This window comes from Sporomusa rhizae (genome assembly GCF_041428845.1).
GTDB classification, from domain to species: domain Bacteria; phylum Bacillota; class Negativicutes; order Sporomusales; family Sporomusaceae; genus Sporomusa; species Sporomusa rhizae.
The window spans coordinates 2001164-2027500 of sequence record NZ_CP156925.1 but is presented as its reverse complement, the minus strand read 5'-3'; the positions used below and the strand labels follow the sequence as shown (position 1 = coordinate 2027500).

At 40.1% G+C, this 26337-nt stretch carries 27 protein-coding genes, 5 tRNA genes, 1 rRNA gene, 1 other RNA gene and 2 pseudogenes; 9 read left to right on the top strand and 27 right to left on the bottom strand.

Annotation, left to right across the window (positions count from 1 at the left end):
* Nucleotides 1-87 precede the first annotated feature (87 nt).
* From SRRS_RS09180 to SRRS_RS09150, 7 genes are all read right to left on the bottom strand, one after another.
* Nucleotides 88-1640, bottom strand: a 16S ribosomal RNA gene (locus tag SRRS_RS09180).
* A gap of 37 nt (nt 1641-1677) precedes the next feature.
* Nucleotides 1678-1752 (bottom strand) — tRNA-Gly (locus SRRS_RS09175).
* A gap of 315 nt (nt 1753-2067) precedes the next feature.
* A non-coding RNA gene (ssrS, locus tag SRRS_RS09170) (6S RNA) lies at nt 2068-2242 on the bottom strand.
* 3 nt (nt 2243-2245) lie between these two features.
* Nucleotides 2246-2321: transfer RNA gene (locus tag SRRS_RS09165), tRNA-Cys, on the bottom strand.
* Between the two features lie 97 nt (nt 2322-2418).
* Nucleotides 2419-2495 (bottom strand) — tRNA-Pro (locus SRRS_RS09160).
* A gap of 26 nt (nt 2496-2521) precedes the next feature.
* Nucleotides 2522-2608, bottom strand: a tRNA-Leu gene (locus tag SRRS_RS09155).
* Nucleotides 2609-2611: 3 nt separating this feature from the next.
* Nucleotides 2612-2694: transfer RNA gene (locus tag SRRS_RS09150), tRNA-Leu, on the bottom strand.
* A 752-nt stretch (nt 2695-3446) separates the two neighbouring features.
* On the opposite strand from SRRS_RS09150, the gene SRRS_RS09145 reads away from it, so the two are divergent.
* A complete protein-coding gene (locus SRRS_RS09145) occupies nt 3447-4823 on the top strand; it encodes an IS110 family transposase (protein WP_371366954.1) in 1377 nt (458 codons plus the stop codon).
* A 397-nt stretch (nt 4824-5220) separates the two neighbouring features.
* Here the strand turns inward: SRRS_RS09145 and SRRS_RS09140 are convergent, their stop codons facing one another.
* The gene (locus SRRS_RS09140) at nt 5221-5598 is read right to left on the bottom strand and encodes a VOC family protein (protein WP_371368161.1); all 378 of its coding nucleotides are present in this window, start codon (nt 5596-5598) and stop codon (nt 5221-5223) included.
* A gap of 207 nt (nt 5599-5805) precedes the next feature.
* Here SRRS_RS09140 and SRRS_RS09135 point away from each other — a divergent pair, with 207 nt between their 5' ends.
* Nucleotides 5806-6132 (top strand): YnfA family protein, encoded by a 327-nt coding sequence (locus SRRS_RS09135; RefSeq protein WP_371368159.1) that lies wholly within the window; start codon nt 5806-5808, stop codon nt 6130-6132.
* A 324-nt stretch (nt 6133-6456) separates the two neighbouring features.
* Here SRRS_RS09135 and SRRS_RS09130 read toward each other — a convergent pair whose 3' ends face one another.
* The 3 genes from SRRS_RS09130 to SRRS_RS09120 all read right to left on the bottom strand — a co-directional run bounded on the left by SRRS_RS09130 (nt 6457) and on the right by SRRS_RS09120 (nt 7828).
* The gene (locus tag SRRS_RS09130; RefSeq protein WP_371368157.1) at nt 6457-6885 is read right to left on the bottom strand and encodes a hypothetical protein; all 429 of its coding nucleotides are present in this window, start codon (nt 6883-6885) and stop codon (nt 6457-6459) included.
* A 203-nt stretch (nt 6886-7088) separates the two neighbouring features.
* A complete protein-coding gene (locus SRRS_RS09125; RefSeq protein WP_371368156.1) occupies nt 7089-7526 on the bottom strand; it encodes an OmpH family outer membrane protein in 438 nt (145 codons plus the stop codon).
* Between the two features lie 143 nt (nt 7527-7669).
* Nucleotides 7670-7828 carry a hypothetical protein gene (locus tag SRRS_RS09120; protein WP_371368154.1) on the bottom strand — a complete coding sequence of 53 codons (159 nt, stop codon included), beginning with the start codon at nt 7826-7828 and terminating at the stop codon, nt 7670-7672.
* A gap of 105 nt (nt 7829-7933) precedes the next feature.
* Here SRRS_RS09120 and SRRS_RS09115 point away from each other — a divergent pair, with 105 nt between their 5' ends.
* Both SRRS_RS09115 and SRRS_RS09110 read left to right on the top strand, forming a co-directional pair.
* A complete protein-coding gene (locus SRRS_RS09115) occupies nt 7934-8557 on the top strand; it encodes a hypothetical protein (RefSeq protein WP_371368152.1) in 624 nt (207 codons plus the stop codon).
* A 346-nt stretch (nt 8558-8903) separates the two neighbouring features.
* On the top strand, nt 8904-10235 hold the full coding sequence (locus tag SRRS_RS09110) for an ISNCY family transposase (RefSeq protein ID WP_371368151.1): 1332 nt from the start codon (nt 8904-8906) through the stop codon (nt 10233-10235).
* A 643-nt stretch (nt 10236-10878) separates the two neighbouring features.
* Here SRRS_RS09110 and SRRS_RS09105 read toward each other — a convergent pair.
* From SRRS_RS09105 to SRRS_RS09085, 5 genes are all read right to left on the bottom strand, one after another.
* Nucleotides 10879-11400, bottom strand: coding sequence for a nitroreductase family protein (locus SRRS_RS09105; protein WP_371368150.1), 522 nt, complete (start codon nt 11398-11400; stop codon nt 10879-10881).
* Between the two features lie 85 nt (nt 11401-11485).
* Nucleotides 11486-11707, bottom strand: coding sequence for an alpha/beta fold hydrolase (locus SRRS_RS09100; protein ID WP_371368148.1), 222 nt, complete (start codon nt 11705-11707; stop codon nt 11486-11488).
* Nucleotides 11708-11775: 68 nt separating this feature from the next.
* The gene (locus SRRS_RS09095) at nt 11776-12378 is read right to left on the bottom strand and encodes an alpha/beta fold hydrolase (protein WP_371368146.1); all 603 of its coding nucleotides are present in this window, start codon (nt 12376-12378) and stop codon (nt 11776-11778) included.
* A gap of 50 nt (nt 12379-12428) precedes the next feature.
* The gene (locus SRRS_RS09090; protein ID WP_371368145.1) at nt 12429-13016 is read right to left on the bottom strand and encodes a nitroreductase family protein; all 588 of its coding nucleotides are present in this window, start codon (nt 13014-13016) and stop codon (nt 12429-12431) included.
* Nucleotides 13017-13177: 161 nt separating this feature from the next.
* A complete protein-coding gene (locus SRRS_RS09085; protein ID WP_371368143.1) occupies nt 13178-14593 on the bottom strand; it encodes a hypothetical protein in 1416 nt (471 codons plus the stop codon).
* 246 nt (nt 14594-14839) lie between these two features.
* Here SRRS_RS09085 and SRRS_RS09080 point away from each other — a divergent pair, with 246 nt between their 5' ends.
* Nucleotides 14840-15184 carry a winged helix-turn-helix transcriptional regulator gene (locus tag SRRS_RS09080; RefSeq protein WP_371368142.1) on the top strand — a complete coding sequence of 115 codons (345 nt, stop codon included), beginning with the start codon at nt 14840-14842 and terminating at the stop codon, nt 15182-15184.
* Between the two features lie 110 nt (nt 15185-15294).
* Here the strand turns inward: SRRS_RS09080 and SRRS_RS09075 are convergent, their stop codons facing one another.
* From SRRS_RS09075 to SRRS_RS09065, 3 genes and pseudogenes are all read right to left on the bottom strand, one after another.
* The gene (locus tag SRRS_RS09075; protein WP_371368140.1) at nt 15295-16152 is read right to left on the bottom strand and encodes an IS3 family transposase; all 858 of its coding nucleotides are present in this window, start codon (nt 16150-16152) and stop codon (nt 15295-15297) included.
* Nucleotides 16149-16466: a hypothetical protein gene (locus SRRS_RS09070; RefSeq protein WP_371368138.1), complete on the bottom strand. Its 318-nt coding sequence runs from the start codon at nt 16464-16466 to the stop codon at nt 16149-16151. The genes SRRS_RS09075 and SRRS_RS09070 overlap by 4 nt, the downstream gene beginning before the upstream one ends.
* 541 nt (nt 16467-17007) lie before the next feature.
* Nucleotides 17008-18366: pseudogene (locus SRRS_RS09065) on the bottom strand (IS1182 family transposase); the annotation flags it as partial.
* A 458-nt stretch (nt 18367-18824) separates the two neighbouring features.
* Here SRRS_RS09065 and SRRS_RS09060 point away from each other — a divergent pair.
* Entirely contained in the window at nt 18825-19658 is an 834-nt protein-coding gene (locus tag SRRS_RS09060; protein ID WP_371368136.1) for an alpha/beta fold hydrolase, read from the top strand.
* Nucleotides 19659-19999: 341 nt separating this feature from the next.
* On the opposite strand, the gene SRRS_RS09055 is transcribed toward SRRS_RS09060, so the two are convergent.
* Together SRRS_RS09055 and SRRS_RS09050 are read right to left on the bottom strand one after the other, a co-directional pair.
* Entirely contained in the window at nt 20000-20191 is a 192-nt protein-coding gene (locus tag SRRS_RS09055; protein WP_371368134.1) for a hypothetical protein, read from the bottom strand.
* A gap of 69 nt (nt 20192-20260) precedes the next feature.
* Nucleotides 20261-20440 (bottom strand): hypothetical protein, encoded by a 180-nt coding sequence (locus SRRS_RS09050; RefSeq protein ID WP_371368132.1) that lies wholly within the window; start codon nt 20438-20440, stop codon nt 20261-20263.
* Nucleotides 20441-20563: 123 nt separating this feature from the next.
* On the opposite strand from SRRS_RS09050, the pseudogene SRRS_RS09045 reads away from it, so the two are divergent.
* Nucleotides 20564-21149: pseudogene (locus tag SRRS_RS09045) on the top strand (integrase core domain-containing protein); the annotation flags it as partial.
* A 30-nt stretch (nt 21150-21179) separates the two neighbouring features.
* Here SRRS_RS09045 and SRRS_RS09040 read toward each other — a convergent pair.
* Nucleotides 21180-21608 carry a DUF2000 domain-containing protein gene (locus tag SRRS_RS09040; protein WP_371368130.1) on the bottom strand — a complete coding sequence of 143 codons (429 nt, stop codon included), beginning with the start codon at nt 21606-21608 and terminating at the stop codon, nt 21180-21182.
* A 44-nt stretch (nt 21609-21652) separates the two neighbouring features.
* The gene (locus tag SRRS_RS09035) at nt 21653-22525 is read right to left on the bottom strand and encodes a DMT family transporter (protein ID WP_371368128.1); all 873 of its coding nucleotides are present in this window, start codon (nt 22523-22525) and stop codon (nt 21653-21655) included.
* Nucleotides 22526-22661: 136 nt separating this feature from the next.
* On the opposite strand from SRRS_RS09035, the gene SRRS_RS09030 reads away from it, so the two are divergent.
* Nucleotides 22662-23504: a TrmB family transcriptional regulator gene (locus tag SRRS_RS09030; protein ID WP_371368126.1), complete on the top strand. Its 843-nt coding sequence runs from the start codon at nt 22662-22664 to the stop codon at nt 23502-23504.
* Between the two features lie 502 nt (nt 23505-24006).
* Here the strand turns inward: SRRS_RS09030 and SRRS_RS09025 are convergent.
* From SRRS_RS09025 to SRRS_RS09010, 4 genes are all read right to left on the bottom strand, one after another.
* The gene (locus SRRS_RS09025) at nt 24007-24180 is read right to left on the bottom strand and encodes a hypothetical protein (RefSeq protein ID WP_371368124.1); all 174 of its coding nucleotides are present in this window, start codon (nt 24178-24180) and stop codon (nt 24007-24009) included.
* 80 nt (nt 24181-24260) lie between these two features.
* Nucleotides 24261-24548, bottom strand: a complete 288-nt coding sequence (locus SRRS_RS09020) for an RNA polymerase sigma factor (protein ID WP_371368122.1) — start codon at nt 24546-24548, stop codon at nt 24261-24263.
* A gap of 54 nt (nt 24549-24602) precedes the next feature.
* Nucleotides 24603-25250, bottom strand: coding sequence for a transposase (locus SRRS_RS09015; protein WP_371368121.1), 648 nt, complete (start codon nt 25248-25250; stop codon nt 24603-24605).
* A 188-nt stretch (nt 25251-25438) separates the two neighbouring features.
* Nucleotides 25439-25777, bottom strand: a complete 339-nt coding sequence (locus tag SRRS_RS09010) for a winged helix-turn-helix transcriptional regulator (RefSeq protein WP_371368119.1) — start codon at nt 25775-25777, stop codon at nt 25439-25441.
* A 121-nt stretch (nt 25778-25898) separates the two neighbouring features.
* Here SRRS_RS09010 and SRRS_RS09005 point away from each other — a divergent pair, with 121 nt between their 5' ends.
* The gene (locus tag SRRS_RS09005; protein ID WP_371368117.1) at nt 25899-26315 is read left to right on the top strand and encodes a nuclear transport factor 2 family protein; all 417 of its coding nucleotides are present in this window, start codon (nt 25899-25901) and stop codon (nt 26313-26315) included.
* The last annotated feature ends 22 nt before the right edge of the window (nt 26316-26337 follow it).

Here is a 26337-nt window from a genome sequence, read left to right as displayed (position 1 = left end):
CAAAACTAAACAATGTAAAGTTTGTGCATCTGCCAAATGTACCGACCTGGAAGTAGTTCAGTTGTTACACCGAACGGTTCTCCCTAGAAAGGAGGTGATCCAGCCGCACCTTCCGATACGGCTACCTTGTTACGACTTCACCCCAATCATCGGCCCCACCTTAGACGGCTGGCTCCTTGCGGTTACCCCACCGGCTTCGGGTGTTTCCAACTTTCGTGGTGTGACGGGCGGTGTGTACAAGGCCCGGGAACGTATTCACCGCAGTATGCTGACCTGCGATTACTAGCGATTCCGACTTCACGGAGGCGAGTTGCAGCCTCCGATCCGAACTGAGAGCTTGTTTATGCGTTTGGCTTACCTTCGCAGGCTTGCTTCGCTTTGTTTAAGCCCATTGTAGTACGTGTGTAGCCCAGGACATAAGGGGCATGATGACTTGACGTCATCCCCGCCTTCCTCCGCATTGTCTGCGGCAGTCTCCTTTGAGTTCCCACCATTACGCGCTGGCAACAAAGGATAAGGGTTGCGCTCGTTGCGGGACTTAACCCAACATCTCACGACACGAGCTGACGACAGCCATGCACCACCTGTTTTCGTGTCCCCGAAGGGAGGAACTTATCTCTAAGTTTTTCACTCAATGTCAAGCCCTGGTAAGGTTCTTCGCGTTGCGTCGAATTAAACCACATACTCCACCGCTTGTGCGGGCCCCCGTCAATTCCTTTGAGTTTCAACCTTGCGGCCGTACTCCCCAGGCGGGGTACTTATTGCGTTAACTCCGGCACAGGAGGGGTCGATACCTCCTACACCTAGTACCCATCGTTTACGGCTAGGACTACCGGGGTATCTAATCCCGTTCGCTCCCCTAGCTTTCGCGCCTCAGTGTCAGACACAGTCCAGAAAGTCGCCTTCGCCACTGGTGTTCCTCCCAATATCTACGCATTTCACCGCTACACTGGGAATTCCACTTTCCTCTCCTGCACTCAAGATCCCCAGTTTCCTGCGCCTATACGGGGTTGAGCCCCGCACTTAGACACACGACTTAAGAATCCACCTACACGCCCTTTACGCCCAATAATTCCGGACAACGCTTGCCACCTACGTATTACCGCGGCTGCTGGCACGTAGTTAGCCGTGGCTTCCTCCTTTGGTACCGTCATTACTTTAGATTATTTACCCAAAGCACGTTCGTCCCAAACGACAGAGTTTTACGATCCGAAAACCTTCTTCACTCACGCGGCGTTGCTCCGTCAGACTTTCGTCCATTGCGGAAGATTCCCCACTGCTGCCTCCCGTAGGAGTCTGGGCCGTGTCTCAGTCCCAGTGTGGCCGTTCATCCTCTCAGACCGGCTACTGATCGTCGCCTTGGTGAGCCTTTACCTCACCAACTAGCTAATCAGACGCAGACCCATCTCTAAACGATAGCTTATATATAGAGGCCATCTTTCTTATCTTTATCATGCGATAAAGATACCACATTCGGTATTAGCACCACTTTCGCGGTGTTGTCCCCATTTTAGAGGCAGGTTATCTACGCGTTACTCACCCGTTCGCCACTAGGAGTTACAAGTAACTCCCCGTTCGACTTGCATGTGTTAGGCACGCCGCCAGCGTTCGTCCTGAGCCAGGATCAAACTCTCCATAAAAGTATATTTATGGAGCCTTGATGGCTCTATTATTTCTTGGAGCGGAAAACGAGATTCGAACTCGCGACCCTCGCCTTGGCAAGGCGATGCTCTACCGCTGAGCTATTTCCGCACCGTTAAAGTTTTGACGTGGTTTTATTAACCACTTGCACATCTGGCTTTCCGTACATTGTATTGAGACGCCATAATACGAAGGCCTATACAGCCATGCATGTTATGAGGCTCATACGATAGTACGCTATGATGCATTACTTACATTGTTCAGTTTTCAGAGAACACATTACCCTGTTAGCAACGGATTAATATTATAACATTCATTCTTCGTTATATCAACACTTTTTTTGTGCCAATTAATTCCGTCGTTACAGCGACTTATATAGAATACCATGTTGTTTATATTAAGTCAATTGTTATTTATTAGTTTTATTACTAGCCCAAAATGTCGTCTCTTTATATGTCCAAACCTGCACCTAGCAGGTGGGCATCCTGAGATATACTTTTGTCCTCCACTCTAAAGGCGGCTCGACAGCCATATATCATTGAATTCCCTATATATCAAAGTAGGTTGGACATATCTAAGATAACATGCATTCCAGGCATTTTTTTGGAGGCGACACCCAGATTCGAACTAGGGGATCAAGGTCTTGCTAACCTTAGCCTTAACCACTTGGCCATATCGCCGTCATTTCAGATTTATTACTATAGCAAATTTCATCAGTTATGTCAACTGATCGTTTTGCAAAAAAAATAGACCAATTCCTCTGATCTAGAATATTTCTGGTCGGAGCGGCAGGATTTGAACCTGCGACCCCCTGGTCCCAAGCCAGGTGCTCTACCAAACTGAGCCACGCCCCGAAGTTATAATGTTTAGTTATAATAAATGGTGCCGGAGGTCGGACTCGAACCGACACGGAGTTACCCCCGGCAGATTTTGAGTCTGCTACGTCTGCCAATTACGTCACTCCGGCATATGGTGCGGGAGAAGGGACTTGAACCCCCACGGTCACCCGCCAGATCCTAAGTCTGGTGCGTCTGCCAATTCCGCCACTCCCGCGTCCTCGGATTATAACTATACCAGTTGAATCGATTATTGTCAACATAAATTCAAGATTTTTTTAAACCCTTATTCTCGCCCGTCTTCATCTAGTGGTTTCAAAGCGGATTGTAATTTGGGACAATAAAAATCGGTATGTACCATTACTAATCTCCTGAACTCTCATTACATATCGGCCAACATCTGAAATTTCACAACTCAATTAGTTCTATTTAAGAGTTCCAATTAAACTTCTTTTTCTATAGGATGATTTATCGTGCCTAGCTGGTTTAGCTTCCGTATTACCGATTTGAATCAACTCTCTTGTCCAAAAAGCCGGCTTTGACTTTGTTAGCGCTTGGCTCCAAACAAATAATCGGAGTGAAATATAAATAAATAAAATTATAGCCAACGAATACATTTCCATTTTTGCAACCCCTCTCTAACTTATCTTTAATTCAAGTATATCACCATATATCAATTACTAAAAATGATTGATTTTAATATAATTAATCGTTTTTAGTAATTGATTGCACGTACAGTAAAAAAAACTTTGGGGATCAATCGCTACCTGAAGATAAAGAAAACACGGCTTGCGCCGAGCCTTTGGCGAAAGCGGAAGTCGATGTTGCCCTTATCCAGGCGAAAGTTATACTTTCTAGTGTGTGATATAGTGAATATAACAGGAAAAACCCATTGACTTCGTGTAAGATGAAAGTATCTGACGAAGAACTTCATTCTTACTACCTACTACCCCTAGGAGGTTGAAGTCAATGGGTTCTACATCAAATAATATTCAAGGTAAGAAAGGTTGTCAATTCTCTCAACTCCTTCGTGGAGTAAATTTTGAGCAGGTTTTGTTAGTAGCAATTGATGCGGCTAAGTTTCTACCTAAAGCACTTATTTGTAATTACTTTGGTGACATTATTGATCACTCGTTCTTTTTCTCTGTCGACAAACCTGGCTTGAATCTATGTCTCGCTAAATTGGAGAAGGCTAAGGCGACATTTAACATTGAGAGAGTATTTATCGGTATCGAAGCCACCGGGCATTATTATGAAGATATAGTTCGCTTCTTTACTTCCCATGGGTATACCGTAGCTATTATTAATGCTGCTACTACCCATGAAGAACGTTCCAGTGCTCTCAATTGGTGTAAAACAGATGATCGTGATTTAGTTGCTATCGCTTATTCCTTAAAGAATAATAAGGCTACCCAATCACAGCTCCCTACGGGACATTACCGACAATTACTCGCCTTAACCAGAGCTAGAAGACAAGAAATTAGAAAGCGTTCCGTAATTCGCATTGAAATCAGAAATTTGATGGACAAAATCTTCCGTCCCTTTCAAGGTTTAGTGTCCTTGCATCATAACCGTCCCAAAAAGGTCCGTATCTTTAGCGATTTTTTTGGAAAATCATCACTTTGGTTCTTGAAGAACGCCCCCCATTCATCAGATATCCTCCGACTTGGTGAACCAGGCTTGCGGCGCATTTCTAAAGAGCACAATTTAAAACTGCGTCAAACAACTATTCAGAAACTTTTACAAGCGGCACAATGCGCTTATTCACTCTCAAAAGCAGAATTAGAACCAGAACTTCTTTTGCTGCAACTTAAACTAAGTGATTTAACGCGATTAGATGATAATATTGACCGACTTGAAAAGGAAATGGAGATACTCCTTCTTCAGACAGATGGGTATTTGCTATTAACAATTCCGGGAATTGGTGCTGTTACTGCAGCCGAATTATTTAGTGAAATTGGCGATATCTCTAATTTTGATTCAGCAAGTCAACTCATTAAAAAGGCGGGAACCAATCCAATGGTAAGACAATCCGGCGGCCAAAAAGGTTACTATGGGCGTATTACAAAGCAAGGTAACAAGCATTTGCGTTACGTACTTTACCAGGCAGGTCGCAACATATGTCGTCATAATATTGATTTGAAACCGTTCTTTGACCGTTTGAAACAAAAAGGTAAGCATTCCAAAGTAATTTTCATTGCCATGGGTAACAAACTGCTCAAGATCGTATTTGCCATGCTAACAAAAAAACAGCCTTTTCACTCAAAAACAGCAAAAACGATTATCAAAAATGAAGTGTTAAAAAAGCTAAGGCACCAAAAATCCCTCGAACTATTATCTGCGTAAGCACGACAACATAGAGCTTTTTCGCTCTGGGACAGAGCGGAGATCGAATACTTTCTTGAGGCTATGACCTCGTCTGATAGCATTATCCACCTCGTCCTGTAAATGCGAATTGTACGTTAATATGAACTTGTACTTTTGCTAGATTGCATCCCTACAGTGATTGAAACGAGGTATTTTCCCGGTTCAAGTCCGAGAGGGGAAAAGCTCTTTTATTCTGTTCTTCGTCAGTTACTGTATGTTTAATGGTAATTTCTGTTAATCGATTAAGGCAACAGGCGTATTTGCTATGCTCAGATTTCATAAAAAATTATTTGACATAGTACGCTATCAGAACAAAAAAAAATGCCAAATTCGCTTCTATTTAAGACTGCTTAGTTGATGGTTACTTGTTTCGTTATTATCCTCTAAATTCTATTAGTTCCCCATCAGGGCCGACAAATACTACTCTGCGCCAACCTTCTTCACTGGGCTCGCGGGTTCCTGCCGGATGAGCTTCGGTATCAATAGGGATGCCGGCCTTCTTTAGCCGGGCATAATCTTCGTCAAAGTTATCACTCTCAAGGCAGAAGTGAAATCCTTGGTTTGTTTGTCCTTCCGGCATATGTATTAACTCTAAAACGGTGTCGCCCAATTTAAGATAAACTATCTTTTCTATGGTAGGCACAGGCACATTTTGTTCATAATACTTTTTAAAACCAAAATTGCCTTCGTAAAAATGTATAGATTTTTCCCTATCCTTAACGATAAAGGCTACATGATCAATGCGTTTAAACATTAGACTGCCCCTCCGACCAGTATTCCTAATTATAGTTTCAGTTAAATTCATTCACTATAGTATTGACTTACGAACCAAAAGATATTTAAAGTAATGTATCGGCAGCCGAAGCAATCTAAAATAGCAATTTAATTTAAATTTGTTTACTAACCAAGCAAAATTTGCTAAAATGTATTGAGAATAATTATCATTTAATCGGAGGTAACTATGGAATTTTTCAAATCGATGGGATACTTTGTTCTTGCCGGCTTATTTGAAATTGGGGGAGGGTATTTGATCTGGTTATGGCTACGTGAGGGCAAAGGTCTTAGCTATGCATTAGCTGGAGCAATAATCCTTGTCTTATATGGAGTAATACCAACATTACAGCCTACGAATTTTGGTCGAGTTTATGCAGCATATGGTGGTGTTTTTATAGCCTTATCTATTCTTTGGGGATGGGGCGTAGATAAAGTTATTCCTGATAAGTTTGATATTATTGGTGGTGTCATATCGCTAATTGGAGTAATGATTATAATGTACTGGCCTAGATGATGATGTCAACATTAAAAACGAGCTAACCGAAAAGCCCATCCCCTAGCTATGCGCTAAGGGTGGGCTTTCATCTTATACGCATTAATCTAATTTATAGACTTAATGCTTCCTGCAATTTAACTTTCAAGTAGAATTTATACTACCACTTAGGTATTAACCCTGTTATTATAAAAGTTGTCTATTGGGGATATTACCCCCAGCAGTTTGAGTTCTTTACATAGAAGAACAAATGATAAAAAATGGCTAGAGGCTACAGATATAAGCCTAGCATTGTTGAGAAATAAATATAGTCCTCAGAAGAGAGTTGCAGGGGAAGTTCCTTGATTAGTTTTTCAACTCTTCAATTTGCTTTTGTATGATTTCAATTTGGTCTTGCAATTTTTTCAACTTAGACTCTAGATTTCTGATTGACTTATTACTTTTTTCTCTATTAGGAGGTTCAGAAAAATCTTCTTCATCTGACTTTTTTTCTTTTTCAATTGTCTTCTTGTCTTTTTTCGGTAATTCTTTTTCTTTTTCGGCTAATTCTTTTTCTTGTTGCGCTTTTATGAAGTCATTAAGTAGTGTTCGCTGGGAAGAAATAGTAAACAAAGCTTGTGCCACTAAAAAAAATCCATTTCCCAAAACATTAAGCTCATCGATGGTTAGTGATTGTGCAATTGTAAGGCCCAATGCAAAGAAAAACACTGTGAGTTCCTCGGGGGATAATTCGAATAATATGGATTCCCCTGGGATTTCTCTAAACTCTTCCAAGACCTCCCCCCCACTAAACCAATCTCCTGCGCTCTCCAATATATGCGTTACCGGTTATATCTGTGCCTTTTCGTCATAGAATCGGCCAAACTTCCTATGAAATCAAGATATATTGCTTAACAACCCGGCGGCATATTGGGATAACATCAAAATAAAAAGCTGACCACGAGGCCAGCCGATAGTTTTAGTCTTTTTATTTTTCTCTATTCGATATTGTTAATAACATCCTGAGTTATATCAACCTGAATTACATTAGTTCCACCAAAGATAATAGAATTTTTATAAAGTACCATTATTAGGTTCTTTTCCTTGGCAACCTTTACTATTGCTTGTTTTACTTTTTCGTCTATTTGTTTTTCCAAATCGACTTTTACCCTCAAAAAGTCTGCATACGCCGCTTCTTGCTTTTTCTTAAATTCTTCCGCTGAAAGATTAGGTTTTTCAACTTGTAATTGATTAGTTAACTCTTTACCTTTTTCATTTAGTTGTCTTTGAAATTCCCTTACTTGCGGACTTTGCTGCATTACAATACTTACGTCAATAACTCCAATTCGATTCATTTCCGTTGATGGTTCTGCTGCTAATGCCGTTCCAATTGTCAAAAGGGTAATTACTATAAAGCTAACTATTATTTTTTTCATGTAACTCCACCTTTACTTTCTATTGTAAAGTTATTAATTCTTACTATTATCCTTAAACCCCTGCCAATATCACCATTAAGTTACATAAATTACATGTGTAGCCCCCTTCTACCTTACTACTAAAAATACAGCCTAACTACCGGCTAGAATACTGCAATTTTAGCAACCGGATTAACCACTTTCCTCGCCATAGGTGTCACCGGATAAATTGCAACAAATACACCTGATACTTTATAAGTCTCGCCGTCTGACCTTCTCCCGAAGCAGCCCCAACCACGCCCACAGGCATAAGCTTTTATCAATATTGAAGCATCTCCACTAAGAAGTAAGCAACAAATGGCATCTACTGTATTTAATTCATTAAATATGCTTAACCTATATTGAGACTTCGCTGGAGGCTATATATCATGGATATAAACTATGTACTTTATCAAATTAGGGCAGACTTGTGGAATGCATTACTCACCCAATGGCAAACTAACATAACTACTCCGAAGTATTGGGGCGCTATATCAATAATAATAATAGCTTATATTGTTTGGTATCGGCTTACGGACAAGACACGACTGCTAAACCTGCTATTTTACGGCTCTCTAATCACGGTAATGCAGAGTCTTGTTGATCTTTTGGGAACAACTTCAGGACTCTGGTACTACAAGGTTCCAATACTGCCATTCACAACAAGTGTTTTGCTTCGGGATTGGACTTTAATCCCCCTCACTTATATGCTAGTACAACAATATAGTTCTACTTGGCGACAATTCTTTATATGGAACACGGCAGGAACGTTCTTCCTTTCATTTATTATTGCACCAATATTCTCTGCGCTCGACATCTTACAGTTAATGCAATGGAACTACTTATACGCTTTTGTTGCTTCGTATGTGACGGCAATTCTCTCGCGCGCCGCTTTTCACTTAGTTGTACAAGTTCAAAATGCAGCTCTTGAAGAAAAAACTAGTCCATTGACTACTACGCTGATGCATCCGGCGTTCAAACCTTTAGATAAACAAGACGACAGCGATGAATAGAAATCCTCGATATAAAAAATAAGAGATATTTAGTCTCTTTTTGTTTTATCCTAAATGACATTGAATTACGCGTAGAACTTAGGCCTATGCCCCACAAATAAAAAGAGGGGGTCTCAAAATGAGGCACCTCCTTTCTATGCCTAAAATACAAAAGCTGGGTTCCGAAGAACCCAGCTTTTGGTGTAAAATTTAACTGAACATGAAAAATTTAACACATACAGATTATACCTTAGAAAAGGCAAGTTATCAATTGATACTGCCGCTACATTGTGTTTAACTTGTGATAATGTCACCTTGTAGACTATCGCGATAAAATGTCACTATGAACAACGAGGTGCGTTATCTATTGTCTGAATCACAACTGAATAGATTTAGTGTTATTTCAAAAGTCATTGATGGTCATTTAACTATTGCTGACGCGTCTGTAAGTCTGGGGATTAGTGAACGCCAAATTCTGCGTCTAAAGAAAGGAGTCATTCTCGAAGGAGCTGCGTTCTTAATTCATAAAAATACTAACCGCAAACCTAAACACGCTTTAGATAATGAACTTGTTGAGAAAGTTATTTCTCTGAAGCAGTCCGATCTTTATAATTCAGCCAACTTCGTACACTTTCAAGAACTGCTGGAACGCCAAGAAAGTATTAAAATTAACTATTCGGCTCTTCATTCTACCCTCACTCAGGCTGGTATCAAAAGTCCCAAAAAGCGTCGTCGATTTAAACCACATCGTCGCCGTAAGCGCAAGTCTCAAGCTGGTCTTCTCGTTCAAATGGACGCGACTCCCTTTGAATGGTTCGGAGACTTTAACAAATTTGCTCTGCATGGCGCTATCGATGATGCTACCGGCAATATTGTCGGCCTTTATATGACCAAGAACGAATGCCTTCACGGTTATTGGGAAGTCACTCGTCAAGTTTTATTTAACCATGGTATTCCTGTTAGTTTATACACCGATAGACACGCTATCTTCCTCTCGACTAATGCTTCAAAGCTTACTGTTGAGGATCAACTCGCTGGCAGAGTAGTCAATGATACTCAGTTCGGTAGAGCCATGAATGAACTAGGCATTACCCTCATTCCTGCTCGTTCTCCTCAGGCTAAAGGCCGCGTAGAACGTCTCTGGGAAACCCTTCAAAGCCGCCTGCCGGTAGAATTTAAGATAGCCGGTATTTCTACTATCGACGAGGCAAATGAGTTCTTAACTCGCTATATACCTTTATTCAATGCCTCATTTTCTGTTGAACCTGATAACGCGGAATCTGCGTTTAGGCCATTATCACCGAACCTAAATCCTGATACCGTCTTATGTGTGAAGCTTAGGCGTTCAGTAGATGCTGGAGGTGTATTTTCTTTCTATAACAGGCACTTTAAAGTCATTACAGAACCAGGACTTCCGCTGCTGCCTCCCAAGGCGAAAATTACTGTTTTAGTAAGTCCTTCACTTGGCATCAAGGTTCAATTCAAAAATACGCTTTTTGACGTTCTTCCTTATATTAAAGCAAAGAGAATTACTGAACCTAAGACTGCGGCAAACAGTTTGGACAAAAAACATTGGCAACCACCTGACAGTCATTATTACAAGTACGGACATAACCTTATGAAAAAAGTCACTTTTGAGGATAGCAACAGCGACATCTTAATGATGCTCGAAAGTATCTTCCTCAAGAAATATGCCTAATCCTAGAGTGACATTTTCACACGATAGTTAACTCCCTTTTAGGGTGACATTTTCAAAAGTTATTGACAGCAAGAACTACAGATAACTCTGTCGGCAAAGGGTTGCTAGTTGTCGCGTACTCAAGTTTCTGAATGCCATGCTCCAGCGTATATTCTTCTGCGTTCTATCTCAAGCTGTACAGCCTCACATTTCTTTATCATTGATGGCTAGAAGGCTTTCTTCCACATAATTACGGCACAAATGTTTTCTCCCCACGTTCGGAGGAACATATACAAGTCCTTACAAATATCCCTAATCCCACGCCACGACTGACTTCGTCAGTCGTGTTTTCTTTGCAGTAAAACTACACACTCGACATGCCATTTGATAGACAAAAGATACTGATTCGCGTATTTGGAGTTTTGCGAAAAGGTTCGCCCCCTGATTTTAGGGGGGCGCGACTACCTGCATTAAGGAATTTTCTATTCTGACTCTCCTGTCCGTTTGTTTTAATCTTTGACTCTGTTCGTATTTATCATGGTAAGCAGATATGTCCATAATTAAATATAATATTGTTGGAATAGAGAATTTTGATAATTGTAATGTTATTGATTATTGATTTTGTTTAATGTCCAAAGAGCCATTTAATATCATACTGCAATTTTTAGAGATACTTCACCTTGCCGGGGTCAAAGAAACCGCGAGGTCTGCATACCTCATCAGGAACTCCTACAGCGATGAGATTAAACGGTACGCTTGTAACCTTAAGCACCTTACGCAGTCCTTCGACTCTTTCTTTTATTGGATAGACTCCACACCAACAGGTGCCCAATCCGAGGTCGGTCGCCTGTAATAGTATGTTTTGTGTCGCCGCAGCACAGTCCTGCGGGTAAAAGCCCGCAGAGAGTCCAGATTGTTCATCAGGTAATCCACAGACAACGATACACAACGATGCCGTAAGTAACATTCTTGAATAAGGATGTACTTGAATAATTTCATTGAACTTATCTTTATTTTTTACTACTACAAATTCCCAAGGGCGAGTGTTAATTGCGGATGGGGCCATCATGGCAGCTTCCATCAACATATCAATCTGCTCCTGGGGAATTTGAGCCTCGGGTTTAAATTTTCGTATACTTCTACGCGCTCTAATAGCTTCCGTTGTTGTCAATTTCATTACCTCCATTCGATTTTTTCCTGATTACCCTTGTTTAAAATATAGAGTATTCTTGAGACTGATTTTCACAGTTGCTTGGCTCGTTACAGAAATCTTATGGATACATAAACTCCTTAATTGAATTTAATATAACTTCAGGGGCTTCCTCCGGGATATAGTGTCCGCAATGAGGAACACCAAATCCTGTTACATTCGCAGCGCGTTCACGCCATGCTGAAAGAACATCAAAAAATCTATTAAGCTTTCCATCATTCCCCCATAATACCATAATCGGTACATTGATAATTTTTTCCCTGTCTTGCTTTTCATGCTCCAAATCAATGGTTGCACTGGCCCGATAATCTTCACAGATAGAATGTATTCCTTCCGGTGTAGCTAAATAGCTTACAAATTTGGCTTTGACTGCTTCCGGAAAAATTTGTTCACTTTTCTCAGCGTCATTATACTGACCCAAAAAAGACGTATAAATATCTCCCGATTTACAGCTAAAATACGTTCTGGAAGTCCCTTCTGTTGAGCCAGGAAAAACCAATGATAATAGGCAATAGCAAAATCTTTATCTGTCCGGTTATACATATCATAACCTGGGATAATGTCTAAAAGCATACATTTTTTTATGTTTTCCTGATAGTCAAGCAACATGCGATAGGCAACACGTGCTCCACGGTCATGACCCACTAAATAATAGGAGCTATATCCCAGTTTCTCCATTACCCTTGCTTGGTCAGTTGACATGGTTTTTTTTGAATAATTTGAATGATCCGGTAATCCCTGTGGATGTGAACTTTCTCCGTAACCGCGCAAATCGGTCAAAACCACAGTATACTTTTCTGTAAGTGCAGGTGCAATTTTATGCCACATTAAATGTGTTTCAGGAAATCCATGCAACATAAGCATTGGTTCGCCATGTCCTGCACGCGCAACTTTGATCAAAGAATCACCAGTATCGACCATCATTTGTTCAAAGCCATCAAGATATCTACACATGATCTAATTCCTCCAGGCTTATTTCACTTTTATATCACACATTCTTTCTTTTATTCGAGCCATATGATTTTTTTCTCTAAATTTGGGTCTTTACGCGGAACTGGCTTTGGCGTGTCCTCCGGGTAGCCCAGAGGTGTTACAGCTACTATCTCTTTATCATCCTGGATACTTAAAATGTCATGTAAACCATTTTCATCATAAAGCGGACCGGTCATCCAGCAGGTACCGAGCCCTAAATTCGCTGCTGCCAGCACGAAGTTTTCCATAGCGGCACTTGCGCTTTCAAGATCGGCTTTTGCTTCCTTTGGATCGCTGTGCTTTTTGACAAGTACCACTACAACCACCGGTGCACTACCATAATCAGACGCAAATCGTAGAAAAGCTTTGTTTGAGGCAATGTTGCCGATGTTTTTGATCTTAACATTACTTGTAAACTTCTCTACGATGTCCCGATAGCTTTCACTGAGGCGTTTAATCCATGCTCCGCTCACGACGAGAAATTCCCATGGCTGCCGGTTCGATGCCGATGGTGCCCAATTAGCACAATCCAATAACTTTAAGATATTCTCTTTACTGACCGGCTCGGTTTTGTATTTCCGAACAGAGCGCCTGCTTTTAACTAAAGTAAAAAATTCCATTGAATCTCTCCTTTTTTAATGAGTACTCTCAGGAACTCTTTGTACGCTGATTTGTGAGATTTGTTGTCAGATGTGAGGCATACGTGGAAATGTGTATACAATTGCCGAAAATCAAAAGGTTTCCCTGAGAGTGCTCGTTATATACCAAACCTAATATAGGCTTAATGTATTAAAAATTTTGTACCAAACCCTTTTCCCGAATTTTGTGCTGACTTAAATTCTTTTTCATCAGCTTTGTCAAGCACCACTACATTCTCAGGATAAAGCTTTCCCAGTAACGCCCACTGCACAAAATGATTTCCACCGGTGGAAATAAAATGGATACCTGAATCGTCTGTTACCAATCCTGTTAAGGCGAGCACATCCCCTGCACGGTGTTCCTTTATATCCGATTTTACTGTCACAGGCAATCCCGAATCTGACTTAGGACATTGATTGGGACGATACATAAATCGATGTCCTCGAAATGCCTGACCGAGATCTATCTCATAATAAGTAGAGTTAATTCTTAACCGATATTGAAGGTTGAATCGATTCGATCCACTGCGGACCGGGATGAGTTGTGCCTCATGGATATCTTCAATCTCCTGACTTTGTAAATCAAGTTGAAGCGGCTGTCCAGTTCCTATCTGGCTGCGCGGTATCGAGTAATAATCACTGGAGACATAATCAAAAGCGACAGACAACGGCTTATGAGTATCGGTAACTACCGTCCATACAGGATGCCAATGAAGAAGATATTTTGAAGCTCTAGTGGGTGATTCCCCCAAACTTGCAGGAAGTATTGTTCCAAAGCGGTATTGAAATCCATACCCGACCGCAGATAACTCCGGACTTAATAAGCTCTGAGCAAAGCCAACGATTGCCTTATGTGTGAGCCTCTTCCCCAGAAGTTCAGATAGAAATTTCGTATGGGCTTCTTCCAGAAATCTTAAACCTTTCTCGTCTGTTTTTTCTATGACTTCAATCGGAACTTCATCCCAATTATCGAAAGGAATAAGTGCCTCTCTCAAGAGTACAAGTTGATGCATATATTCATTGAACAATTGCATAACTACAGGGCTTCCTGTGGGTCCGGCAAGAAGTTCAAAAACCGGCACCGTCCATAGATGACCGTTACAATGGCTTCTAAAGCGTAATCTAGCAAGCTTTTCCTGTCCGCATTTTTTGAAGGCCCAACGTTGTGAGTTAAATTCACGTGCCCATTGGGATAAAGTTTCACCGATAAGCTTTGCCTGCTTTGTAATCTCTGCTCCTGCAGCATGTTCGAGTGAGAGCGATTCAAGCGGCAAAACAGATTCTCTCCCGCTAAGTGACATGCTGGAACGGATACTATTCAACAGGGCATCAGCATCCGCTGCCGTGCCGAGCTGAATAAGTATTGCTTCGAGAAGTGTGTCAAGCTCTCGGATTATGTCTTTTGCATGATACACACCACTAGGAAGATTCCAATCCGCATAACCATTAGAATGTTGTGTTATAGAATCCATTGACGACTTAACCGCTAGCGAATCAATATCAATGCGTGTTCCCCATATTATGTACTGGTTGTCTAAGTCTAACTGATATTCTGACATATTGTTTTCATCTCACTTTCTTATTTTATGGCTAAGTAAGCCGCATCGATATCCATAGCATCTTCTTTAGTACTGCCTGAAAACTGCATCTTGGATATAGAATGTCTTCTCTTATTCAAGCTAAAAATTCGCATTATAATCACCCCCTTAATTGGTTGAATTTAAGTGTACCACCTATTATAATAAATATGAAGTACGCATCTTTTTGTTATATACTAAACAAAATGTAAGTAAGGAGTGATCAATGTGAAAGAGCTTAAAAAAGCAACCGAAGAAGAATGTCCCTTCAACGGTTGTCCTATTGAGTATACGTTATCAATTGTAGGTGGAAAATGGAAATGGGCAATTTTATCACTCATAGCTCAGGATAAAATAATCCGATATGGACAAGTGAAAGAAAATTTACCAAAAATAGCGCATAGGACTTTAAGTCATCAGTTAAAGGAGTTAGAAAAAAGCAATATTATTCATAGAAAGCAATACAATCAGGTGCCGCCCAAAGTGGAATATTCGTTAACCGACAGGGGTAAAAGTTTGATTCCCATTCTTGACCTGATGTCACAATGGGGGATAAGTAACAGGGAAGGATAATAAGTGTTTTTTTACTGCCACATAAAAATACACCCTCGCAAACATAAAGTGTGGACTGCTCCCGGTTGACCGGACAATAATAAAGCGACCTACCGCAGAATCTCTTATAATTACGCTGACTGGCATCGTTTTTCAAATGGTGTCAGTCTTGTTTTTAATTGAATTCGTTCATGGTTATAAAAATGTATATATTCATCAATTAATTCACGTGCTTCTTCGAATGTCTTTGGCCTTACTCTATGGATACATTCTGATTTAAGAATACCAAAGAAATTTTCGGCACAGGCATTATCTAAACAGTTTCCTCTCCTTGACATAGAGGGAGTAATACCATATTCTTTTGTTAGGTTAAAATATGCTGTGGAGGTATATTGAAACCCTTGGTCGCTATGGAGCTGCAACCCATCAGCGACCTCTTCCTTTATCATGGCTCTCTTAATCGTTTCTGTAACAAGCCTAACCGTTTGCTCAGTACCAGTTTGATAGGAAATAATACTGTCATCAAATAAGTCTTTAATCATGGAAAGGTAAAGCACTCCTTGTGATGTATGAATATATGAAATATCAGTAACCCATTTTTGATTCGGTTTTTCCGCTTTAAACTGCCTGTTTAATATGTTTTCGTATTTATGGAGTTGCTGCCCATACTTCTTATACTTTTTTCGTCTCCTGATCTGCGACAAGATCCCGTATTTGTTCATAATACGTAATATTGCATTATGGTTCACTTTTAGGCCAGCTTCCCGCGATAGCCATATTTTCACTCGGCGATATCCATATATTCCATGTGTTCTCTTTTGGCATTCGCTAATAAGTCCTGCAATAATCTGATCCTTACCGGTGCGATTCATGCGTTTAACGAATTCATAATACCCACTGCGGGAAACTTCGAAAAAATTACACATCGCGGTAATACTAAACTGTTCTTTGTGGCGATAGATTGCAGCATACTTAATATTCGCCTTCACCTCCTTCCAGCGAGTTGAAGAAAAGAACGTAGCAATTGGTTTTCCATTCTCAACAGTTTAATTTCATTATCCTTTTCACTTTCACCAGATATATAGCCTTTGGGGGGCCTCCCCCTCTTACGGGGGACAATACCAGCCTCATAGAGTCGTTGATTTCTCCTGTGCCTTAGAACAAAAAACTTAACTACATACTTGTCCTTGAAACCAAAGTGCTCAGCTACTTCTCGTTGGGTTTTACCGCTTGCTAGCATTAGTAACACTTCTTGTTCAACTGCTTTTATATGGGTGTATTCCCGCTTTTTTTCTTTTGACATAAAAGTACCTCCTCTTGTATATTTCATTGCTGAAATTCTACAGGAGGAGGTACTTTTTTACAATGTCTGTTTTTCAGGATTCAGTCCACAGTGTGTGAGGGTGTTTTAATGATTAATCATGTTCTATTATAATTCCGGTTTATGAGTTTATTTAAAATAGGTGTCTCTCCCAGCACAGACTTCAAATACTTAGTTAAAAACCATCTAGACTTACTATTTACCAGGAGAACAAATCCTGGTTCTTCGCCGATGCTTTGCAGGAGTAATTACGGGTCACATATGCCAGACTGCCGCTAACTGTCACGTACTTTTGCTGCTTAATGGCAACCGTGCTGTTCTGCGTACTTTTTACTACTGCCATTCCTCCTTTCTTCATATTCGTAACATGCAAAGGGCACACCCCGAAGGTGTGCCTCAGAGTGTAGACAAATCCCGCTTCAGGCCGGAAGGCCAACAAGCGGGATTTGTTAATAGTTACGAGTTTCATAAATTTTGATAACATAGACGGAAAAGTTCTTGAAAAAGGCGGTAACATACCGCGCTTTTTTTTCCACATTGCTAACTTCTTTAAATTCATACACGCAAAAAGAAGCGTGAGGTAGTGTTGTACTTTCCTCAAGCCACGATAGCGAGTATAGCGCATTCCATGTCTTTCTTTCGCATCTGCGAAGACACGTTCAATGGTTTGGCTTCGGCGGCGATATAGGTCTTGGCCTTGGTGAGTATGACGGACATCCTCTGCATATTCAACGTAAGATTCCCAGATATGCCGGTTTACGACTTTTGTAAAGTTTTGGCTTTGGGTACATTGTATACGCAGTGAGCATTGGACACATATCTTGGGATTGCTTTTGTATTCCCGATAGCCTTCTCTATTTGTAGTGGAATATTTTAGCACTTGGTTATTGGGGCAGATATAGCAGTCATAGTATTCGTCATAAACATACTCGTATTTCTTAAAGTATCCTTCTTTAGTCATGGGGCGTTTGTAGGGCATAACCGGTATTTTATTTGCTTGCATAATTTCACGACATACTCCCGGCGTTTTGTAACCAGAATCGGCAACTACTGCTTTTATGTCATTAAATTTTTCAATGACATCTTGAAATACATCGGTAAACACCTGACTATCATGAACATTACCTGGGGCTGTTTTAACACCAAGAATAAAATTGTTGCGCTCACAGGCCACTGTGGCGGTGTAAGCAAAGCAACGCTCTTTTTCACCTTTATGGAACATACCACTTTCTGGGTCAGTTGTACTTTCTTTGACTTCCTTTTCTTCAATCATTGTTCCGTCAGAATCATTGTCGTTGTCATCGGTAAAAGGTTTCTTGCCATGTGATTCACGGTCAGCGTTAATTTCAATCATCAATTCACGCTTATATTTATGTACTCGATGCTGGGCCATCTTTTTAACATACTTGTTTTTATTGGCGTTGGCCTTAATATGACTAGCATCAAAAAATACAGCATCTGCTTTGATAAAACCACATTCTATGGCCTCAAATAACACTCTTTCAAAGATTTTTTCAAAGAGGTCACTTTCTTTAAACCGTCTTTCATAATTCTTCCCGAAGGTAGAAAAATGCGGTATCTTCTCCTGAAAGCCGTAGCCTAAGAACCAGCGGTAAGCAAGATTGACTTGAGCATCGCTAATTGTTTGACGCATAGATGTAATACCGTACAAAATCTGCAGTACTAGCAATTTTATCAGAACGACCGGATCGATACTGGGTCTGCCAGTAGTATCACTGTATAAATCTTTAACTTCATCATATATAAAATCGAAATTTATGCTTGCATCAACTAAGCGCAGTAAATGATCTTGTGGAACTAGCTCGCTTAGACAAACAAATTCGACTTGGTCGGTTATCACTCTGTTTTTCTTCTTAAGCACGATTATCTCTCCCAATCTCTTATTATCTCTTATTATCTCTTATTATCTCTTATTATCTCTATTTTACTATATTTCACACCGGATTAGAAGAGGTTCTCAAATATAAAAAGGCTGCCGACTTTGTCGACAGCCTGGGGCACACCCCGAAGGTGTGCCTTCTACGTCTAGAACGTATGCAAAATTTATAATTTTTTATTGATTACTACCGTTAAACAGAAAATATAGCCCATCAAAGTTTGTCTGTCCAATTTTTTCAAATTCAATCTATTACTCTCAATACTATCATTTTTATTAGTATATAATAAAAATGTGCGTACTTGCAATAAGTATTATATGCTGATAGTATTTTGTTAAAGTTAATGGAGGGAGTGATATACGATGAACTTTTTGTTATTAAAAACAAAAGCACAGATTTTTAGTTAAATTCCTGTACTTAAATAAATTTAGGAGGTAATAAGATGAGAAGAACAATCTGCCTATTATTAACCCTGCTAATGCTTGCTTTCACTATGACCGGAATTTGTACAGAGTATGTACAAGCAAAAAGCGCCAATTCCCAAACTTACGTATTGGTTCATGGTGCTTGGCACGGTGCTTGGTGTTGGGATCAAATTGCCAACAACCTAAGAGCCGAAGGACATAAGGTAATCGCAATCGATTTACCAGGACACGGTCAGGATAAAGCCCCGGTAAATGAACAAAACTTGGAAACTTATGCCCAGGCTGTTGTTAAAGTTCTTGATCAACAAAAAAAACCTGTTATTTTAGTGGGACATAGTATGGGTGGAGCTGTAATGAGTCAAGCAGCTGAATACAGGCCAGAAAAGGTAAAAAAATTAGTATATGTTACGGCATTTTTGCTTAAAGATGGTCAGAGCGTAGATGGAGTCACTGGCCTCAACCCAAAAGACTGGTTTAAAATAGCTGATACGGGTGCAGTGGTTTTATCACCAGACAGAAAGACTACAACTGCTACACCGGATTTTGCCAAAGAAGCATTTTTACACGATGTTCCTTCTGCTGTGGCTAATAAAGTTATAGCACAGTTAAGTCCAGAAGCGCTTGCAGCGCACTATGGTATTTTGCACTTAACTTCACATTTTGAAAGTATTCCTAAAATTTTTGTCAAATGCGGCCAGGATCGTGCAGTACCCCCAGATGTCCAGGATAAAATGATTCAAGCAACACCTGTTGAAAAAGTTTATTCCATTCCAAACAGCAGTCATTCACCATTTTTGTCACATCCTAAGGAACTTACAGATATCCTATTAGATGTTGCTACAAATCTATAAAATAAAAGCGATATATATAATTAAATGCCGAGTAAGAGATGAATAATTAAGTAACGATAATAACTGTTGAGTTCAAAAAGTATACTAAGACCTAAATGGTAAGGGCACTCCAGTTTCTCGTATTGGTATCGCTGATGCCTTCAAGGTTGACCTATGCTATTTCTATCTGGAAAATGCCGTATTCTCTCTGATCAAACGCCTTCGTCAAAGCCCGCTTCTCCAACCGAAAAAACTCCCTATATCGTGCTAGGGGAACGGGCCGAAAAGCTGGGCTTTCCCCTGGGTATGTTAGAGGCAATAAATTCATGGAAAAAAAATGAAAAAAAGAATCAGGAAAAAGATTAACTTTTTCCTGCTTCTTTTTGAATTGCTGCAACTAACGCATCAACATCTACTTTTTCGGCCAATTCTTTGCTGTTCTTATAGTAAATATCAAATCGATCCAAATTGCTTAGCAAGCCTTTCATGATCCCGTATAACGTAAGTTCTGTGATATGGGCGAGATCGCATACAATCGAATTGTATGCAGGCATCCAAATCCACTTATTCTCACCGACCGGGCGAAAGAATACCTGAAATGGAACCCCTGCCTTACCTATCTCCTAAATTGTATCTTTGGTTGCATTCTTTATGGCATACGAAATTTGATCTTCGGTCGGGGTATTGAATTTATAGGAAGTACAGTTTTCATAGAATATATTAAGAAACAACTTTTGCCATTTGAACGCGCCGCACACATCCCGAAAATATAAACGAAAAGAGTTTTGTGGAATCTCAATCATCAAATTGCCTCCTCAGTAATCTTGTGCAGTAGGGTCATTTTTCAGGAAACCTCAACTTTACATTGGCCTTTCCCAGCATTGTTTTCATCTTCAGCGCCGGGTGCACTGGCTTATTATCCAGAACAAGGACTTAAAGTACCACAGAAACAACCCAAGAAAAGACGCCTGTGGCTGAACGACGGGTCGTCTGTTCAACTACGCCCGGAAAAACCGAATCATAGATGGAGCTATGACTTCGTGGTGGATCGCACAAGTAATGGCCGAGCTTTTCGTATTCTCAATATCATCGACGAATATACTAGGGAAAGCTTGCTTACAAGCAGCTCGAAATATGAAAGCAGAAGATGTAGAAGAACATTTAGCAGAGCTATTTTGCCAAAAGGGCGTACCGGAATATATTTCTTCCAACAATGGGTCTGAATTTACTTCCAAGAGGATCAGAGTGGCTGTCGAACCTGGGTGTAGCGACAATGTTCATTGAACCTGGCGTCCATGGGAGAACGGCTATATTGAATCTTTTAACGGCAAGATGCGAGATGAACTTTTAGACAGAGAAATATTTGACACTTTGAAAGAAGCTCAAATCATGATCGAAATGTGACGCAGGGAATATAATACGATCCGGCCCCACAGTTCGCTGAATTATCTACCGCCGGCTCCAGAAACCAAGGTGGTTCTTTTATTCAAGAAAGAGGTCGGTATAACTTAAATTCTGGCATCTAGTTCCGGGGCGGGTCAATCAATTCATCAATTCGAGTTTTTTCACAATCTTGCTGATGGTCTTCTTTTGACCGACCAATGCTAGACCTGTATACTTAATGTTCTCGGTTGGAAGTTGTGCCACCATTTTTTTAAATTCTTCATAATTTTTTGTTTGCTGTCCTTCAACTGGAAAATCCACTACATCACAACCATTGTTCAGAGCCTCATGACGAATCCTAACCAGTTCCGCCTGAGGTGCGCGTAACATAGGGATTCCAGTCGGAATAAGTCCCGGATGGGCGAAATCCGAGGCATCGACCAACGATTCGCCGACGAGTACCGGATGCCGTTGACCGACAGTTAAGGCAATAACAGCGATAGCATTAGCCAGAATTCCCCCATGTAGTTCTTTATCCATAATGACTACACAGCGATCTGGTGTTTCTGTTAAAATGGGTGCTGCCACTTGTCGAACCTCCTTTCTTTAATTTAAACTACTCTGGAAGACGTCTATTTTACACTCAATAGAACGCCAGCTATTGTAATAACGCCACCTGCCAATTGTTGAAGAGTTATCGTTTCATGCAGGATTAACACAGAGAATATGACACCGAATATTGGCACAAGGTTCATCAATGTTACTGACGTACTGGGTGGAATCTTTCGCAGACCGAAGTTGTAAAACATGAAAGCTACCACAGAACAAAGCACCCCAAGATAGATCAATGCTGAGAATGATATCAGGGTTGGTGATACCCATTCATGTCTTTCCACTAAAATAAGTGGCAAAAAAAGAATCGTTCCGGCGATTGTCTGGTAAAATGAAACAGTAATAGCAGGATATTTATTAACGACCTTTTGGGTCACGAAATTATAAAATGTCCATACAAAACCCGTTGCAATCAATATCAAATTCCCGATAAACTGATCCTTCCCGTCGCCGTCACCTGCGTCTGTTTCTGAAAAAGATAAAATAAAAACTCCCGCCATGGCGATAAAAATTCCAACAACCTTAGTGGCAGATGGCTTAACATTATATATAATTAATTCTAACAAGGTAGTCACGGCCGGATAAGAAGCTACGATCAGAGCTGCACTGGAAGCCGTCGTCAGGCTTACTCCGATGTTTTGCATCGCGAAGTACAAGGTAATCCCTAGTGCCCCGCTGAGCGACATGACGCCAAGGTCTTTAAATGTTGGCTTCGCGAACTCTCGTTTAATAATCAATGCAATACCCAAAAAGATAGAAGCAATTACAAATCTTAAAGCTCCCAGAGTCAGAGGAGGAAAAGTAGAATATGCAATTTTCGTCCCAATAAAGGACGTACTCCATATAAGTAAAGCCAATGTTGATGCAGCATAGTATTTTTTGATATTCCTCATAATTGCAAAATACTCCATATCGATTTACAATAATAGCTACTACGGTAGCTACTATTGTAAATTATAGATAGGATATCCTTTTCTGTCAAGGCTAGTTCAATCAGAAATAAAATTTTCAAGGAGGAAACGAAACTGGATGAAAGCTGATGTTATATCGATTTTGCAGGAACTGAATTTTACTGAATATGAGGCAAAAGCGTATTTAGCTCTGTTGGAGAAATCACCCTTGACGGGATACGCGATTTCACTTAATTCTGGAGTTCCACGATCCAAAATTTATGAAGTGCTTAACGGAATGGTTGCGCGGGGGGATGTCCTGGTGAGTCAGGAAAGTACACCGCTATATATTCCGCTGTCCCCCGAAGAACTCATTGCGCAGAGAAAACGCGACGCGGAAAAAACTTATCTAACCGCGCAAAAGAAATTGAAGCAGTATACTGTAACGTCACAAAACCGGGAGAATATATGGAACATCTCAGGGCATGAAGCTATCCTAGCCCGCGTAAAAGAAGAAATAAAGGAAGCCAAACATCGCGTGCTGCTGGAAGTGTGGAGTGATGATGTGATGGAACTCCGAGAAGAACTTGAACAAGCGGCTCGAAGAGACGTAAAAGTTTTTATCATATCCTACGGCGAACTTAATTTCGAATTTGCAACCGTTTATCAACATTACATGCCTGAGGAGATTACTGACGAATACGGTGGTCGCTGGATTGTATCTAGCGTTGACGACAGGGAAATCGTCGCCGGCATAGTTTCTCTTGGCAAGGAAAGCCGCGCTGCCTGGACGGCTCATCCGGGGTTAGTTATGCCGATAACCGAAGTCATCATTCATGATATCTATATCATGGAAATCATGAACGTTTTCAGGAATGAACTAGAAGCGAAGTTCGGTCCCAACCTGATTAATCTCCGCAACAAATTTACTTTGGAACCTTATGGCAAAAAATACTATCTCGCCATTCAGCAGCAAAATTAATATTCTGCACACAAGGCTGATTGCAGGACAGTCAATGAAAAAAGCGTATCGTTGCGGTTGCAAGGAAACGCTTCTGAAACTGACTCATAAGGGTTGCTTACGCCTCAAATAATGGTGTGAAACTAAATACTGACAAGTTCTGAGCAATATTCAGAATCACCCTGAACCCCTGTAAACACCTGAAATTAGCTTAAAAACTTTGTGCGGTTGATATGCAGCTTGCCTTGCTCAAAACGACTTCTAATGCCCCAGGTCGAATTTTCCGAGATTGACCGCAAGCGGAGCCCTTTTTTGCACCGCAGAATTTTCGAATCATTTTACGTACCAAATCATAAGAAATCCCAGGAACAACAATTTTCCAATTATCGCGATAAGTACAATATTATATATTCCCTTAAATCTTCCATATCTTGTTTTGCTATTTATGTCCTCAAATTTCTTTAACAATTCAGAGTTAATAGCCTTTAAATCGTTAATTTCTTTAACTTGTTCTTCCAGTTTATCAATTAATGGTACATTCGCCCGATTGATAGCTTTCTGCAACAGTTTTAGAAATGACTGTGTTGATTTTACCCTCAATTTCTGTACTTGGCACAAATTGAATCGATGGTTTTGATTCAAAAAGAGTGTGCAAATCATTAGGATTTCCCTCTAATTCCTTTGCTGAGTAATCCACACAAAATCACCTTTCTTACTAAAAATAATAACTATCCATCATGCTGGCTGTTGCCTTGTCCTTCGGACTTATCTTTTGTTTTACAAGGATAATCCAGTAGAGGCATCCATGGTATCGAGAGAGATTGTTTTTGCAGGTTTTCGCAGATGATCAATGATTTTATTACGAATAGATTGGTATATATATGAAAGTACATTTTCGCAATGATGTTGAAATTCTATTTTGTTAAACACATTAAAGATCACATCAGCTACGATATCCTCTGCATCCATTTCTGATATGCTTCTTATTCTGCAACGTACAAACCGCAAAAAATTATCCTGCTCGTCAACTATAATCTTGACTAGTTCCTTTTCTTGGTTGGGCATAACATTGCTACTCTCCCCCTCCCTAGTTTCTCTCAAAGTCTATTATGCTCTACTCTAATTATAATGACGAAATAATGATAGATTTAATGCACAAAAAGAATATGTATTTTTAAAATACATACATATCTTCAAAACAAAAAACTCTTCGACTTCATTGAATAACGCAGGGATCTTGTCCATGAGTTTCTTCTGATTTTTGCTAACAGCTTTCTTCCAAACAAAGGTATATTTATTGGCAGCCGCTTCGAGCTTAGTGCCGTCAATAAATATATTTTTAAAGGATACCTCTGCATTGTCAGCTAGAGTATGCGTCATTTGTGCCATTATATTTTTCGTCGCAGGAGCAAAATGCAGGCTTCTAAATCTTGCGATAGTGGCATGGTCTGGGGCATGAGTGCCTTCAAGAAGATACATAAAATTGATATCCCGTTTGCAGGCAGTTTCAATTTTTCTTGAAGAATAGAAACGGTTCATATAAGCATAAAGAAGGATCTTAAGCATCTGTTTTGGGGTTGCTTGATTATTCCTGGAACGGGAATAGGACTGGTAAAATTCTGTTAAATCCATCTCCTCAATAATTTGTCCCAACAACCTAACAGAGTCGTTATTTGGAATGATATATTCGATATTGAGCGGAAGTTTTAATTGATAAACGTTTCCGAACGCTGTATAATTTTTGTGTGTTAAATTGTTTAGTTGCATAAATAAATTTTACACCTTTCCCCGGACTTTTCGAAGTCCGGGGATTGTTTTTTATATGGAAACGGGGCCGCCGCACTAATTTCTTAGTGCGGCGGCCCCGTTTCCATTACCTGAATGAAAATTACGTCTATAATTACTATAATTTTCTAGATGCACCTGAAATTGTATGATTAATAGAAATCTACAATTTACTCAATATGTGCTTGTGAACCGTTCTGTCCTCCCCACATCGCCATAAGCTTCAATATAGGGATTAATGTCTCTCCTTTCTCAGTTAAAGAATATTCCACTCTAGGAGGTATTTGCGGATATTCTTCACGATGGATTAATTGCTCAAATTCAAGTGAATTTAGTTGTTGACTTAACATTTTATGAGAAATAGTCGACAGCCTTTTCTTTAGTTCTCCATATCTTTGTACTTTTTCGTTATATAACAGCCATAGTATTACCCATTGCCATTTACCGCCGACAATAGATACTGTATATGACATAGGACAGACCAAAGGATCAATAGGTCCACCTTTCATAGAATCACTCCCCTTTTGTTTAGTATCTAACAACAAAGTGCGTACTTCAATTATAACAACATTCGTATTATAATCAATGCAAACAACCTCTGAACTAAAAATATCAAAAGGAGTGATTTTCGTGGTCAACAATAATCAATATCTAGCTATGGAGGCTGCACAAAATTATCTGTCGATTGTAAAAGGCGCATCTATAAACAGTTGGATGGAAATTTGGGACGAAGATGCAATAGTCGAGTTCCCTTATGCCCCACCCCCTTATCCCAAACAAGTAAAAGGGAAAAACGCGATTTGTGAACACTATAAAAATGTATCTGGCGCAATGGAACTATGCGAAGAAAAGCCTCTGGTATTCTATCCGTCCTCAGATCCATTGCTAGCGGTATTTGAAACCTCAATGATTTTTAGAATTCCATCAACGGGAAACGACTACAGTCAGGATTATATTAGTGTAGTAAAGGTTAATGAGGATGGAAAGATTGTCTTGTACCGAGAATATTGGGACCCCAGCCGGGTACTCAAAGACTTCCCAGTATAAAGAATAACTATCAAACAGAAAA